Annotated in this window: 16 protein-coding genes; 9 read left to right on the top strand and 7 right to left on the bottom strand. The window is 57.1% G+C overall.

Annotated elements, in window-relative coordinates; all coding sequences use genetic code 11:
* The first annotated feature begins 31 nt into the window (after positions 1 to 31).
* The 7 genes from metN (at position 32) to ENTCL_RS17695 (ending at position 6,594) form a co-directional block, all read left to right on the top strand.
* Complete coding sequence (gene metN, locus ENTCL_RS17665) at positions 32 to 1,063, top strand: methionine ABC transporter ATP-binding protein MetN (RefSeq protein ID WP_013367504.1); 1,032 nt, start codon at positions 32 to 34, stop codon at positions 1,061 to 1,063.
* On the top strand, positions 1,056 to 1,709 hold the full coding sequence (locus tag ENTCL_RS17670; protein WP_013367505.1) for a methionine ABC transporter permease MetI: 654 nt from the start codon (positions 1,056 to 1,058) through the stop codon (positions 1,707 to 1,709). Before metN ends, ENTCL_RS17670 begins: the two co-directional genes overlap by 8 nt.
* Positions 1,710 to 1,750: 41 nt before the next feature.
* Positions 1,751 to 2,566 (top strand): methionine ABC transporter substrate-binding lipoprotein MetQ, encoded by an 816-nt coding sequence (gene metQ, locus ENTCL_RS17675; RefSeq protein WP_013367506.1) that lies wholly within the window; start codon positions 1,751 to 1,753, stop codon positions 2,564 to 2,566.
* Positions 2,567 to 2,672: 106 nt separating this feature from the next.
* The gene (rcsF, locus tag ENTCL_RS17680; RefSeq protein WP_013367507.1) at positions 2,673 to 3,077 is read left to right on the top strand and encodes an Rcs stress response system protein RcsF; all 405 of its coding nucleotides are present in this window, start codon (positions 2,673 to 2,675) and stop codon (positions 3,075 to 3,077) included.
* Positions 3,074 to 3,781, top strand: coding sequence for a tRNA (N6-threonylcarbamoyladenosine(37)-N6)-methyltransferase TrmO (tsaA, locus tag ENTCL_RS17685; RefSeq protein WP_013367508.1), 708 nt, complete (start codon positions 3,074 to 3,076; stop codon positions 3,779 to 3,781). The genes rcsF and tsaA overlap by 4 nt, the downstream gene beginning before the upstream one ends.
* Positions 3,782 to 3,892: 111 nt before the next feature.
* Complete coding sequence (gene proS, locus ENTCL_RS17690; RefSeq protein WP_013367509.1) at positions 3,893 to 5,611, top strand: proline--tRNA ligase; 1,719 nt, start codon at positions 3,893 to 3,895, stop codon at positions 5,609 to 5,611.
* A gap of 305 nt (positions 5,612 to 5,916) precedes the next feature.
* Positions 5,917 to 6,594 (top strand): methyltransferase family protein, encoded by a 678-nt coding sequence (locus tag ENTCL_RS17695; RefSeq protein WP_013367510.1) that lies wholly within the window; start codon positions 5,917 to 5,919, stop codon positions 6,592 to 6,594.
* A gap of 234 nt (positions 6,595 to 6,828) precedes the next feature.
* Here the strand turns inward: ENTCL_RS17695 and nlpE are convergent, their stop codons facing one another.
* The 3 genes from nlpE to ENTCL_RS17710 are packed head-to-tail and all read right to left on the bottom strand — an operon-like array spanning position 6,829 to position 8,519.
* Positions 6,829 to 7,524: an envelope stress response activation lipoprotein NlpE gene (gene nlpE / locus ENTCL_RS17700; RefSeq protein WP_013367511.1), complete on the bottom strand. Its 696-nt coding sequence runs from the start codon at positions 7,522 to 7,524 to the stop codon at positions 6,829 to 6,831.
* A gap of 30 nt (positions 7,525 to 7,554) precedes the next feature.
* Complete coding sequence (gene arfB, locus ENTCL_RS17705; RefSeq protein WP_013367512.1) at positions 7,555 to 7,977, bottom strand: alternative ribosome rescue aminoacyl-tRNA hydrolase ArfB; 423 nt, start codon at positions 7,975 to 7,977, stop codon at positions 7,555 to 7,557.
* On the bottom strand, positions 7,974 to 8,519 hold the full coding sequence (locus ENTCL_RS17710; RefSeq protein WP_013367513.1) for a YaeQ family protein: 546 nt from the start codon (positions 8,517 to 8,519) through the stop codon (positions 7,974 to 7,976). The genes arfB and ENTCL_RS17710 overlap by 4 nt, the downstream gene beginning before the upstream one ends.
* 194 nt (positions 8,520 to 8,713) lie before the next feature.
* On the opposite strand from ENTCL_RS17710, the gene ENTCL_RS17715 reads away from it, so the two are divergent.
* A complete protein-coding gene (locus tag ENTCL_RS17715) occupies positions 8,714 to 8,914 on the top strand; it encodes a YaeP family protein (protein WP_013367514.1) in 201 nt (66 codons plus the stop codon).
* Positions 8,901 to 9,161 (top strand): Rho-binding antiterminator, encoded by a 261-nt coding sequence (gene rof, locus ENTCL_RS17720; RefSeq protein WP_013367515.1) that lies wholly within the window; start codon positions 8,901 to 8,903, stop codon positions 9,159 to 9,161. The genes ENTCL_RS17715 and rof overlap by 14 nt, the downstream gene beginning before the upstream one ends.
* Positions 9,162 to 9,178: 17 nt before the next feature.
* Here rof and tilS read toward each other — a convergent pair whose 3' ends face one another.
* From tilS to accA, 4 genes are all read right to left on the bottom strand, one after another.
* Positions 9,179 to 10,489, bottom strand: coding sequence for a tRNA lysidine(34) synthetase TilS (gene tilS, locus ENTCL_RS17725; RefSeq protein ID WP_013367516.1), 1,311 nt, complete (start codon positions 10,487 to 10,489; stop codon positions 9,179 to 9,181).
* On the bottom strand, positions 10,486 to 10,878 hold the full coding sequence (locus ENTCL_RS17730; protein ID WP_013367517.1) for a VOC family protein: 393 nt from the start codon (positions 10,876 to 10,878) through the stop codon (positions 10,486 to 10,488). Before ENTCL_RS17730 ends, tilS begins: the two co-directional genes overlap by 4 nt.
* A gap of 58 nt (positions 10,879 to 10,936) precedes the next feature.
* On the bottom strand, positions 10,937 to 13,075 hold the full coding sequence (locus ENTCL_RS17735; RefSeq protein ID WP_013367518.1) for a lysine decarboxylase LdcC: 2,139 nt from the start codon (positions 13,073 to 13,075) through the stop codon (positions 10,937 to 10,939).
* 99 nt (positions 13,076 to 13,174) lie between these two features.
* On the bottom strand, positions 13,175 to 14,134 hold the full coding sequence (gene accA / locus ENTCL_RS17740) for an acetyl-CoA carboxylase carboxyl transferase subunit alpha (RefSeq protein ID WP_013367519.1): 960 nt from the start codon (positions 14,132 to 14,134) through the stop codon (positions 13,175 to 13,177).

Here is a 14,134-nt window from a genome sequence, read left to right on the forward strand (position 1 = left end):
CGGCAAATCTTCATACGATAATAAATAGCTAATGATAAAACTTTCGAATATCACCAAAGTGTTCCAGCAGGGGAACAGAACTATCCAGGCGCTGAACAACGTCAGCCTGCATGTGCCTGCCGGACAAATTTACGGCGTCATTGGCGCTTCCGGCGCAGGGAAAAGTACGCTTATCCGCTGCGTAAACCTGCTTGAGCGCCCAACGGAAGGCAGCGTGATGGTTGACGATCAGGAGCTGACGTCGCTTTCTGAATCTCAGCTGACTAAAGCACGCCGTCAGATAGGTATGATTTTCCAGCACTTTAACCTGCTGGCATCGCGCACTGTCTTCGGCAACGTGGCGCTGCCGCTGGAGCTGGACAACACCCCAAAAGAAGAAATCAAGCGTCGCGTCACTGAACTGCTCGACCTCGTCGGCCTTGCGGATAAGCACGACAGCTACCCGGCCAACCTGTCCGGCGGGCAGAAGCAGCGCGTGGCCATCGCCCGCGCGCTGGCAAGCCAGCCGAAAGTGCTGCTGTGCGATGAAGCCACCAGCGCGCTGGATCCCGCCACCACGCGGTCGATTCTCGAACTGCTGAAAGATATTAACCGCCGCCTCGGCCTGACCATTCTGCTGATTACGCATGAAATGGACGTGGTAAAGCGCATCTGCGACTGCGTAGCGGTGATCAGCAGCGGTCAGCTGATTGAGCAAGACACCGTAAGTGAAGTGTTCTCTCACCCGAAAACGCCGCTGGCGCAGCAGTTTATTCAGGCCACGCTGCATCTGGATATCCCAGAAGATTACCTTGCGCGCCTGAAGCCGGAGCAGCACGCGGACAGCGTCCCGATGCTGCGCATGGAGTTCACCGGCCAGTCCGTTGACGCGCCGCTGCTTTCGGAAACCGCGCGCCGCTTTAACGTCAACAACAACATCATCAGCGCGCAGATGGATTACGCCGGCGGCGTGAAGTTCGGCATCATGCTGACGGAAATGCACGGCACACACGACGATACGCAAGCCGCCATTGCCTGGCTGCAGGAACACCATGTGAAAGTAGAGGTACTGGGTTATGTCTGAGGCGATGATGTGGTTACTGGCTCGCGGCGTATGGGAAACGCTGGCGATGACCTTTGTCTCTGGTTTCTTTGGTTTTGTGCTGGGCCTGCCGGTCGGCGTGCTGCTGTACGTAACCCGTCCGGGGCAAATCATTGAAAATGCGAAGCTCTATCGCACGCTGTCGGCGCTGGTGAATATCTTCCGCTCCATTCCTTTCATTATTCTGCTGGTCTGGATGATTCCGTTTACGCGCGTGATCGTCGGCACCTCGATCGGCCTGCAGGCGGCTATCGTTCCGCTGACCGTGGGCGCCGCGCCGTTTATCGCCCGCATGGTGGAAAACGCCCTGCTGGAAATCCCTACCGGCCTGATTGAAGCCTCCCGCGCGATGGGCGCAACGCCGATGCAGATCGTTCGCAAGGTGCTGCTGCCGGAAGCGCTGCCGGGCCTGGTGAACGCCGCGACCATTACGCTGATTACCCTGGTCGGTTACTCCGCGATGGGCGGCGCTGTCGGCGCCGGCGGCCTGGGGCAGATTGGCTATCAGTACGGTTACATCGGTTATAACGCCACGGTAATGAATACGGTACTGGTATTGCTGGTCGTTCTGGTTTATTTAATTCAATTCTGCGGCGATCGCATCGTCCGGACTGTCACTCACAAGTAACGTTACACACAACATACAACTCAAAGAGTTAAGGAAATACTATGACGTTCAATTTTAAAACCTTTGCGGCAGTTGGCGCCCTGATAGGTTCTCTGGCGCTGGTGGGTTGCGGTCAGGATGAAAAAGATCCGAACCACATTAAGGTCGGCGTGATTGTTGGCGCTGAGCAGCAGGTTGCTGAAGTCGCGCAGAAAGTAGCGAAAGAGAAATACGGCCTGGACGTTGAGCTGGTGACCTTCAACGATTACGTTCTGCCAAACGAAGCCCTGAGCAAAGGCGATATTGACGTCAACGCCTTCCAGCACAAACCGTATCTGGATCAGCAGATCAAAGATCGCGGCTACAAGCTGGTACCGGTCGGCAATACGTTTGTTTACCCGATTGCCGGCTACTCCAAAAAAATCAAATCGCTGGACGAGCTGCAGCCGGGCTCCCAGGTCGCAGTTCCTAACGATCCAACCAACCTCGGCCGCTCCCTGCTGCTGCTGCAGAAAGTGGGGCTTATCAAGCTGAAAGATGATGTTGGCCTGCTGCCGACCGTTCTGGACGTGACCGAAAACCCGAAAAACCTGAAGATTGTTGAGCTGGAAGCGCCGCAGCTGCCGCGCTCTCTGGACGATGCGCAGATTGCTCTGGCGGTTATCAACACCACCTATGCAAGCCAGATTGGCCTGACGCCGGCGAAAGACGGTATCTTTGTCGAAGATAAAGACTCTCCGTACGTCAACCTGATCGTTGCCCGTGAAGACAACAAAGACGCAGAAAACGTGAAGAAATTCGTTCAGGCTTACCAGTCTGACGAAGTTTACGAAGCCGCGAACAAGATCTTCAACGGCGGCGCTGTTAAAGGCTGGTAATCTTTTTACAACGTAATATCATCAGGACGGGCTTATGCCCGTCTTGTCATTTATGTAATCTGCTGATTCAATGACTACCTGATTTTATATTGCTTGAGGAAATATTATGCGTGCTTTACCGATCTGTTTATTAGCATTCGCGCTGAGCGGCTGTTCGATGCTAAACAGATCCCCTGTCGAACCCGTACAAAGCACCGCTACGCCTCCTGCGCCTGAGCCGACGAAGCCGAAGCCGCCGCGTCCGGCGCCGGTACGCATCTATACCAATGCAGAAGAGCTAGTCGGCAAACCGTTCCGCGATCTCGGTGAAGTCACCGGCGAATCCTGCCAGGCCTCAAACCAGGACTCCCCGCCGAATATCCCTACCGCGCGCAAACGCCTGCAGATTAACGCGGCCAAAATGAAGGCCAACGCCGTACTGCTGCACAGCTGCGAAGTCACCAGCGGAACGCCAGGCTGCTACCGCCAGGCCGTGTGCATTGGATCCGCGCTTAACGTCTCAGCGAAATGACCGCATTTAGCGTTGAGCAGATAGGCGTTATCCGCTCACCCTATAAAGAGAAGTTTGCCGTACCGCGGCAGCCCGGGCTTGTCAAAAGCTGTGGCGGCGAACTTCACCTGATTCCCCCGTACAATCAGCCCGATGCCGTACGTGGTCTTGAAGCATTCAGCCATCTGTGGGTGCTGTTTATCTTCCATCAGACCATGGAAGGCGGCTGGCGGCCGACGGTGCGCCCTCCCCGTCTCGGCGGTAACGCCAGGATGGGCGTGTTTGCCACGCGCTCTACGTTCCGCCCCAACCCTATCGGGATGTCGCTCGTCGAGCTGAAGGGGATTCGCTGTCAGAAAGAGAGCGTCGTGCTGGAGCTTGGCAGCCTCGACCTTGTCGACGGCACGCCGGTCGTCGACATCAAACCCTATCTGCCGTTTGCCGAAGCGCTGCCGGAGGCGAAAGCCAGCTATGCGCAGCTTGCGCCGCAGGCCACCATGCCGGTGTATTTCGCCGCCGCCCTGCAAGCGCAGCTTCAGCAGCTGGAAAAGCGCTATCCCCACCTCAGGGAGTTTATCGTTGAGGTGCTGGCGCAGGATCCGCGCCCGGCCTATCGCAAAGAAGAGGAAGCAGGAAAAACTTACGCCGTCTGGCTGCTGGATTTCAACGTCCGCTGGCGCGTCACCGAGGCCGGGTTTGAAGTCTTTGCGCTAGAACCGCGCTAATTTTATTTTCCTCTCTTTTGGCAACTCTGCCAGGCTGATAAACTAAACCACTTTTTTTGAATCAGGCTCGAGCAGAGCCTGTTCCGATCGTCGAAATGGAACCGTAACAACATGCGTACTAGCCAATACCTGCTCTCCACTCTGAAGGAGACACCTGCCGACGCCGAAGTCATCAGTCATCAGCTGATGCTGCGCGCCGGGATGATCCGCAAGCTGGCCTCCGGGTTATACACCTGGCTGCCGACCGGCGTGCGCGTCCTGAAAAAAGTCGAAAACATCGTGCGTGAAGAGATGAACAACGCCGGTGCGATCGAGGTGTTAATGCCGGTAGTTCAGCCATCTGAACTGTGGCAAGAGAGCGGCCGTTGGGAACAATACGGCCCGGAACTGCTGCGTATTGCTGACCGTGGCGATCGTCCATTCGTCCTTGGCCCAACGCACGAAGAAGTGATCACCGATCTGATTCGTAACGAGCTGAACTCTTACAAACAGCTGCCGCTGAACTTCTACCAGATCCAGACCAAATTCCGTGATGAAGTGCGTCCGCGTTTCGGCGTCATGCGCTCCCGCGAATTCCTGATGAAAGATGCGTACTCTTTCCATACCTCACAGGAATCCTTGCAGGAAACCTACGACGCGATGTACACCGCCTACAGCAAAATCTTCAGCCGTATGGGCCTGGATTTCCGCGCCGTTCAGGCTGACACCGGCTCTATCGGCGGCAGCGCGTCTCACGAATTCCAGGTGCTGGCGCAGAGCGGCGAAGATGACGTTATCTTCTCTGATACCTCTGATTACGCCGCCAATATCGAGTTTGCCGAGGCCCTGGCGCCATCAGCGCCGCGCGCCGCCGCTACGCAAGAGATGACGCTGGTGGATACGCCGAACGCCAAAACCATCGCCGAGCTGGTTGAGCAGTTCAGTCTGCCGATTGAGAAAACGGTGAAAACGCTGCTGGTAAAAGCCGTAGAAGACAGCGCTTATCCGCTGGTCGCCCTGCTGGTTCGCGGCGATCACGAGCTGAACGAAGTCAAAGCGGAAAAACTGCCGCAGGTCGCCAGCCCGCTGACCTTCGCCACCGAAGAGGAAATTCGCGCGGTCGTGAATGCAGGCCCTGGCTCTCTGGGCCCGGTCAACCTGCCGATTCCGGTCGTCATTGACCGTACCGTTGCCGCAATGAGCGATTTCGCCGCAGGCGCTAACGTTGACGGTAAACACTACTTCGGTATCAACTGGGATCGCGATGTCGCTACCCCGGAAGTCGCCGATATCCGCAACGTCGTCGCCGGCGATCCGAGCCCGGACGGTCAGGGAACCCTGATGATCAAACGCGGTATCGAGGTTGGCCACATCTTCCAGCTGGGCACCAAGTACTCCCAGGCAATGAACGCTGCCGTTCAGGGCGAAGATGGTCGTAACCAGATCCTGACCATGGGCTGCTACGGTATCGGGGTAACGCGCGTCGTGGCTGCCGCCATTGAGCAGAACTACGACGAGCGCGGTATCGTCTGGCCTGACGCCATCGCCCCGTTCCAGGTCGCGATTCTGCCGATGAACATGCACAAATCCTACCGCGTGCAGGAGCTGGCGGAGAAACTGTACGCCGAACTGCGCGCACAGGGCATCGAAGTGCTGATGGATGACCGTAAAGAGCGCCCGGGCGTGATGTTTGCCGATATGGAGCTCATCGGTATTCCGCATACCGTTGTTATCGGCGATCGCAACCTCGACAACGACGATATCGAATACAAATACCGTCGCAACGGCGACAAGCAGCTGATCAAGACCGGCGACATTCTGGATTACCTGGTTAAGGCCATTAAAGGCTAAGCCTGCCGTGGCATAAAAAAGCCTCGCCCCTGCGTAATGCCGATCCAATGGCTGGTGTAAAAAGGGTTCATGTTTATCATGGACCCTTTTTAAATGGAACTTTCACCAGCTCTCGGCATTATCAATGTTATCTCCCCATAACCGAGATCGCGGATCTGATGGATATCTCTGACCGGACCGACGAGCCTTTCACTGCCCGTAGCTCCGTCATTCAACGCCGAAAAACTTTGCAGTCGCCCATTTTGGAAGATTGACTGATTTAATCTATTATGGAGTCACTTACGCGTGTAGCGAGACAGACAACTATGTCAAATTTTTATGTCCGCGGAGTGCTGGCCAACCTAATAACGCTGTTAATTTTTCTTGCGTGCATGTTCATTCCTGCAGGTACCCTGGATTATTGGCAGGCATGGGTCTTCGTGGTGGTGTTTGAGGTCTGCTCGCAAGCGCTAGGCATCTATTTTCTGACGCATGACCGAAAGCTCGTGGAACGTCGTATGAATTTTGGCCCGGGGGCGGAACAGCGGCCGGCTCAGAAATTTATCTCATCGCTCTTCATTCTTGGCTTTGTTGGGTTCGTGGTGCTTCCTGCGTTCGACCATCGTTTTGGGTGGTCACCGGTTTCACCGATTGTATCCATTCTCGCAGACGCATTTGTCATCGTATCCTTCCTGTTGTTCTTCTCGGTGATGAAATCGAATTCATATGCAGCTTCAACCATTCAGGTGGAGGATGGGCAGACTGTTGTGTCAACCGGTCTGTATGCGTACGTCCGACACCCGATGTATTCAGGTGCATTGCTTCTGCTCGCGGCGATGCCACTTGCACTCGGCTCATGGTGGAGCGTTTTCCTGCTGGTACCGTTCTTCCCGGTACTCGCCTGGCGCCTCATTGATGAGGAAGAGTTTCTCAAAGAGAATTTACCCGGTTATACCGAATATATGCAGAAGGTGAGGTATCGCCTTGTTCCTTACATCTGGTAAGGCATGGGTGGGCGGGTACAACAATCGATGGCTGCTGGTGCGTCTCGGTCATATCCCGCCAGCTGAAGCTGAAAAAGCGTATTACGCTTCCATAGGGGCAAAGGATCTGGCCGCCTGAGTTCCCGGACTAAAAACGCTCCCACAAACCTGGTACGGTTCACGGTAAGAAAAACTGCTGGCCACCTTAAGTGACCAGCATTACGCACCTGCGAGGCTTTTTATTTGCGGCAACGGTTAGTGGCTACAGTCCTTGCCGGGGATAAATTTCGCGTCACGATCGACCGCCAGCGTGTTGACCTTCTCACCGGTATCCTGGTTTGGCTCCAGCGTGAAGTGCCCGTCCACCACCAGCAGCACCGGTTTTGTTTCGCTGCCGCGGGCTGCGGCATAGTCGCGCTCAAGCTGCGCGTTGTTCGCTACCGCAACGCGCTTACCGGTGGCGCAATCGGTAAAGATGGCCGCATCCGCCATATAGAAGTACATTCCGCGCATCGTCATCGGCGTGAGCGGCAGGCTGGCCTTGACCGGCTCCAGCGTATAGTTCAGCGTGGAGGTAATTGGATTGCCCTGGCGATCCAGCATTTCCAGCTTGTCGCCTTTCACCCGATAGTACGATTTCTCTCCTTTGCTATCGGTCAGCACCAGCTTCTCGGCGGTACGGGCCCAGGTGCCATAAGAGGCAAACGATGCCGGCCCTTTCGTCACGCCCTGGTAGCGTTCATTCATTACCCAGGTGCCGTCTTTTTCCAGAAACAGCGACGTTTCAATACCTTCACAATCCGCGCATGGCAAAACGCCGCGCCAGCTCTGCTGCATCGGCGCTAAGGTTTCAGACGCTGCAGGCGATGTCTGCTCATCTGCTCGATTATTGCAACCGGGTAATGCCATCAGCATCCCCAGCGCCGCGATCGCTAATAATACCTTTTTCACCCTACTGTCCTTATCTGTTTAGTCTGCCCGCTATTCACCGGAATGGCGGACTTTCCCCCGTAGCGCTTTTACCGACGACTTTTGTGACTTGGACGTCAGCCTGCGCTCTTTTGACGCTTTGGTCGGACGCGTCGCTTTACGACGCTTCTGCACTACGGTCAACGTTTGTATCACCGACACCAGCCGGGCCAGCGCCGCCTCGCGGTTCATCTCCTGGCTACGATATTCCTGCGCCTTTATGATAATCACACCTTCCGCAGAAATTAAGTGGTGGCTGGCTGCCAGGAGCCGCGTCTTATACTCCTCAGGCAGGCTCGACGCGCGAATATCAAAGCGCAGATGGATAGCCGTCGACGTCTTATTAACGTGCTGTCCCCCCGCGCCCTGAGCCCTGACGGCGGTTATCTCAACCTCATCGTCCGCCAGAACGACGCCGCGCGAAATTACGATCATGCGGGCTGTTGCCAGGCCGTCAGATGAATTTCCAGATTATTCTGAGCGTCGGATAACCAGATGGTTCCTTCCTGCAGCGTGGCCTGAAGCGTCATGTTGCGGGCGGCAAATTCACGCAGCTGCGCCAGTTGCCCATCGTCCAGGTACCAGATGCTGAGGTTGGCAAACGCGCCCATCGCCGACTGGTTCTGCTGCCACCAGATTTCCGCCGCCCGGCTGTTGTAGGTAAACAGCGCCACGTCCCGCGAGCGGGAGCAGGCTTTTTTAATCCTGCGCTCATCGGGCAGGCCCAGCTCCACCCACAGGTCGACGCCGAGATGATCGTTAAGCTGCCACAGCTCCGGCTCTTCGTCGGCGCTCAGGCCGCGGGTGAACTGCAGGCGTTCGTCGGCATACTTAATCCACGCCAGCAACCGCAGCATCATGCGCTCTTCGGTTTCGGAGGGATGGCGGGCCAGCGTCAGGCTGGCATCCAGAAACTGGTTGCGATCCAAATCCGCCACATTGACCGCCGCCTTATAAATTGTCGCTTTAAGCGCCATGATTTTACTCCCGAAAAAAGGGCAGATAGTGTAACTAAACCCGCGGCAAAAGGCTGTTATGAATTCGCAGTATCAATTCTCATCCTGCTGATATTGCTTAGGAGTATGATATAGTCACCTTGCTAAACAGAGTTTATCTTCGTAGGCTTAAACTTGCATCCCACAGTTGAGTCAGAACGCTGACAGGAGGGCATGTGGAAAAATATTGTGAGTTAATACGCAAGCGGTATGCGGAAATTGCCAGCGGGGACTTAGGGTATATCCCGGATGCGCTGGGTTGTGTGCTAAAAGTATTGAATGAAGTGGCGGCTGATGACGCGATTTCAAAGTCGGTCAGAGAAAAAGCGGCCTTTGCGGCGGCAAACTTACTGGTGAGCGATTATGTCGATGAATGATACTTATCAACCCATCAACTGTGATGACTATGACAATCTCGAGCTCGCCTGCCAGCACCACCTTGTCCTGACGCTGACGCTGAAGGATGGCGAAGTGCTGAAAGCGAAAGCCAGCGATCTGGTCTCACGAAAGAACGTCGAATATTTAGTGGTTGAAGCCTCCGGCGAAAACCGCGAGCTGCGTCTCGACAAGATTGCAAGCTTCAGTCACCCGGAAATCGGGACCGTAGTGGTCAGCGAGTCGTAAAGCAAAAACGGGCAGTGTCACTGCCCGTTTTTATGCCAGAGCAGCGTTAGCCCCGGCTCCCCTTCCCCGCATTGCCCTTCACGCGTGACAAACCGCCCGGCGGCGGCGATCGGCGTTTCACCGAAGAACAGCAGCGGCGTGGTGTCGCGAAGCCAGGGCGCAACCCCCATCTCCTGCCAGATTTTTTTCAGCTTGCGCCCGCCATGGCGCCCGACGATGTGCAAAAGCCCCGGCGCGGTATAGCGAATCGTGATCGCTTCATCCGGCCGCGGGTGGCGCAGCGTCTGCCCAGGGACGAGCTGTAGCGCGCCATGCCCTTCCGCCAATTGCAGCGGCAAACTGATATCATCCCAGCGAAGCGGCGTCTGCGGCGGCGCCGGTAACGTTTTGATCCACCAGAGCTGCTGCTGATAGCGGCGCACCTCAAACGCGCCCAGCCGCAGCACCGGCGATGCATCTTCCCGCGCCAGCGCGACCTCCTGCCAGATGCGCGCGGTCATGTCGCGCGACGGCATCAGGGCCCCGCGTTGCGCCAGCCAGCGGCGCAGCAGCGCGGCGCGGCGCGGTTCGCTCATCTGCGCCATCGGCATAATCGCCAGCTGCCCCTCAGCGCCCGTCAGACGCGCAAGGTCATCCGCCAGGAGCTCATCCAGCAGCTGCTCCTGCTCCGCACACAGCGCCGCGCTGCGCGCCGAGGCCTCGGCAAAATGCGGCCAGCGCGCTTTCAGCAGCGGCAGCACCCGCAGACGCAGAAAGTTGCGTTCGTAGGCATCATCCTGGTTACTTTCATCTTCAATCCAGCGCAGCTGATGCTGTATCGCCCACTGCATCAGCGACTCGCGGGACATCTCCAGCAGCGGGCGGACAAGCCGCGTACCGGCGAAGGGCGCCACGCCGGGCATTGCCGACAGCCCGGCGGGCCCGCTGCCGCGCTTTAAGGCCAGCAGCAGCGTCTCGGATTGATCGTCGAGATGCTGGGCCGTCGCCAGCACTTCCCCCGGCTGCAGCGCGTCACGAAACGCCTCATATCGCGCCTGGCGGGCATGGGCTTCAATCCCCAGACCGTCGTCCGCAAGCGTTACCCGCGCCACCGCCAGCGGAACCTGCCACTGCGCGCAAAGCTGCTGGCAATGGCGTACCCACGCGTCGGCATTCGGGCTTAGGCCGTGATGCACATGGATGGCGCGCAGCTGGATATCCGGCGCAGATTGCCGCCAGCACACCAGCTGATGGAGCAAAACGGTAGAGTCCAGCCCGCCGCTGAACGCCACGAGGATCTGCCGATACGGCTGCAGGCGCCTGACGGCGGGCAGTAAGGTTACGCTCATGACTGTTGATACAGCTCCAGCGGCAGACCGTCCGGATCGTTAAAAAAGGTAAAGCGCTTGTTCGTAAACGGATCGATACGGATCGCCTCGCACTTCACGCCGTGGCCTTCCAGATGCGCAACCGCCGCGTCGATATCGTCCACGCTAAACGCCAGATGACGCAGGCCGCAGGACTCCGGACGCGATGGTCTCGGCGGTGGAAAAGGAAAAGAGAACAGCTCGATAGTGTAGTGCCCGTTCAGCGCCAGGTCGCCCTTCCACGAATCCCGCGCCTCGCGGTAAAACTCGCTTTGCAGGGTAAACCCCAGAGTGTCGCAGTAGAACGCCTTACTCTTCGCGTAATCGCTGGCGATGATGGCGATATGGTGAATCTGTTTTAAACCCAGCATGAAGTCTCCTTAAAGCAGGACAGCACGTTACTCCCGCAAGGACCGCCTGCGCAAGCCCTCACGCGTCTTTTAAGACGCGCACTCTGTAGACGCCGTCGTCGCCGCGCTTAGCGCCGTGAATATCCGTCTCAAACCCCGGATAATGGCGGCCAATGGAGCACAGCATCAGCAGAAAATCGAGCACGGCCCGGCTCTCCTCGGCGATCATCTCCCCGGGCATCAGCAGCGGCACGCCGGGCGGATACGGCAGGATCATGTTGGCGGAGATTCGCCCGACCAGCTGCTCCAGCTCGACTGTTTCAACCTCGCCTTTGATCTGGCGCTGCCAGGCCTGATGGGGCGTCATCTTCATTTCCGGTAACACGTCAAACGCCCGCAGCATCAAGTGAGAAAGCTGATGCTGACGAATCAGCTGGTGGATCCCTTGGGCCAGATCCTGAATGCGCATGTTGCGGTAGAAATCAGGATCCTCCGCGTACAGATCCGGCAGCATATTCTTCACCCGCAGGTTGAGATCAAAGGCGCGCTTAAATTCGGTTAAGCCGCGCAGCAGGCTCATTGCCCGGGTTTTATCAATACCGATGCTGAACAGGAACAGCAGGTTATACGGCCCGGTTTTTTCCACCACGACGCCGCGCTCGTCGAGAAACTTCGCCACCAGCGCCGCCGGGATCCCGGTATCGCTCATCGTTCCCTGTTCGTCCATACCCGGCGTAAGAATCGTCACCTTCACCGGATCGAGGAACATATGGTCGGTATCGGCATCGCTAAAGCCGTGCCACTCCTCTCCCGGCGCCACCGGCCAGCACTCCGCATGCTCGACCGTCTCCGGCTGCCAGATATCGAAGAACCAGCCGTCAGACTCCTCGCGCAGGCGCTGAACCTCCTTGCGAAAATGCAGCGCCCGCTCAACGGAGCGGTTAATCAGCCGTTTCCCCGGGTTGCCGCGCAGCATCGCCGCCGCCGTTTCGATAGAGGCAACGATCGGGTAGCTCGGCGACGTCGAGGTGTGCATCATAAAGGCTTCATTGAAGGTCTCTTCGTCGTAGTCGCCTTTAATGTGGATCAACGAAGCCTGAGAGAGCGCCGCCAGCATTTTGTGGGTCGACTGGGTTTCAAAGAACACTTTTCCCGGCACCCGCCCGCCGCTCATGCCGCTTTTGCCGTCATAGATCGGGTGGAACTGGGTGTAGGGCACCCAGGCGGAATCAAAGTGGATCGAGGGAACGTCCAGGGTCTCTTTGATCCACGTGGTGTTGTACAGCAGACCGTCGTAGGTCGAGTTAGTAATGACCGCATGGACGGGCCACTGGGCGCCCTGCGTCTCCGCCACCTTCTGCTGAATGCTCTCATGGCTGAACTCCCGACGCGGGATCCCGCCCAGAATACCCAGCGCATTGCGCGTCGGCTTCAGCCACAGGGGAACGACATCGCTCATCATCAGCAGATGCGCTAACGACTTATGGCAGTTGCGATCGATAAGCAGCGTACTGCCGGCAGGCGCCGCATACATACCGACGATTTTATTCGACGTCGAGGTGCCATTGGTCACCATGTAGCTCTGCTCGGCGCCGAAGGTGCGGGCGATATACTCTTCGGCCTCCAGATGCGGGCCGCTGTGATCGAGCAGCGACCCTAGCTCCGTCACCGAAATGGACACATCCGCTTTCAGCGTGTTGCCGCCGAAAAAATCATAAAACAGGCACCCTACCGGGCTTTTCTGGTAGGCCGTACCCGCCATATGTCCCGGCGTGCAGAAGGTATATTTGCCCTCTTTCACGTAGCTGAACAGCGCCCTGGTGAAAGGCGGCGTGATGTTATCGAGATATTCCCGCGTGTACTGACCAATACGGGTCGCAATATCCTCTGCGGTCCCCAGCGAGTACTCAAAGAACCATAGCGCCATGCGCAGATCGTACACGCTGACATCAAGCGTCGAATGGGTATTGATAAAGGCATACAGCGGCAGGTATTCGTTGAGCTGATTAATATCGCTGCAGAGCTCAACGCCATACTCGTCCCAGTCAAAGATAACGCCGCAGATGCGCGGATTTTGCTCAACGAGCTTGATAAGATCGGCGCTGTTCTGCGGCCAGATGATTTTAAATCTCTGCTGTAGCAGCGCGGCTTCCAGCTCCTTGACGGGCTGGTCCTTGTGCCAGGCCCCATGCGGCCCCATGATGGCGATAATATTCACACGTTCCTCCTGGAAAAACCTTAGCTAATCATAGCGCAGCTAAACCGCAGGTATAAAAAAAGCCACACGATGTGTGGCTTTTTCAGATGCGCGGCAGGCTTACGCGTAGCCGTAGCCCATCAGACGCTGATAGCGACGGTTCAGCAGATCGTCTTTGCTCAGCACGTCCAGGTCCGCGAGGTCAGCCAGCAGCTGCGCCTTCAGGCTTGCCGCCATGACTTCCGGGTTACGGTGGGCGCCGCCCAGCGGTTCCGGGATCACAGCGTCGATAAGCTTCAGCTCTTTCAGGCGCGGCGCGATGATACCCATGGCTTCCGCCGCCAGCGGCGCTTTATCCGCACTCTTCCACAGAATGGAGGCGCAGCCTTCCGGAGAGATAACGGAGTAGGTGCTGTACTGCAGCATGTTCACTTTATCGCCGACGCCGATTGCCAGCGCGCCGCCGGAGCCGCCTTCACCGATAACGGTACAGATAACCGGTACGCTCAGGCGCGACATTTCACGCAGGTTGCGGGCAATCGCTTCAGACTGGCCGCGCTCTTCCGCACCAACGCCCGGATACGCGCCCGGGGTGTCGATGAAGGTGATAATCGGCATATTAAAGCGTTCCGCCATTTCCATCAGACGCAGCGCTTTGCGGTAGCCTTCCGGCGCCGGCATACCGAAGTTACGACGGATCTTCTCTTTGGTTTCACGGCCTTTCTGGTGGCCAATCACCATCACCGGACGACCATCAAGACGCGCAATACCGCCGACGATCGCTTTATCATCAGCGTAAGCGCGGTCCCCGGCCAGTTCGTCAAACTCGTCGAACGCCAGGCGGACATAATCCAGGGTGTACGGACGCAGCGGATGGCGAGCCAGCTGGGCTACCTGCCATGCACCGAGATCGGCGAAGATTTTACGCGTCAGCTCAACGCTCTTTTCGCGCAGACGATGAACTTCTTCGTCGATGTTAATATCCAGTTTTTCATCCTGACGGCCAACGGCAGTCAGGGAATCGATTTTCGCTTCCAGCTCTGCAATTGGCTGCTCAAAATCAAGGAAATTCAGACTCAT

The sequence above is a fragment of the [Enterobacter] lignolyticus SCF1 genome (assembly GCF_000164865.1).
Lineage (GTDB): Bacteria > Pseudomonadota > Gammaproteobacteria > Enterobacterales > Enterobacteriaceae > Enterobacter_B > Enterobacter_B lignolyticus.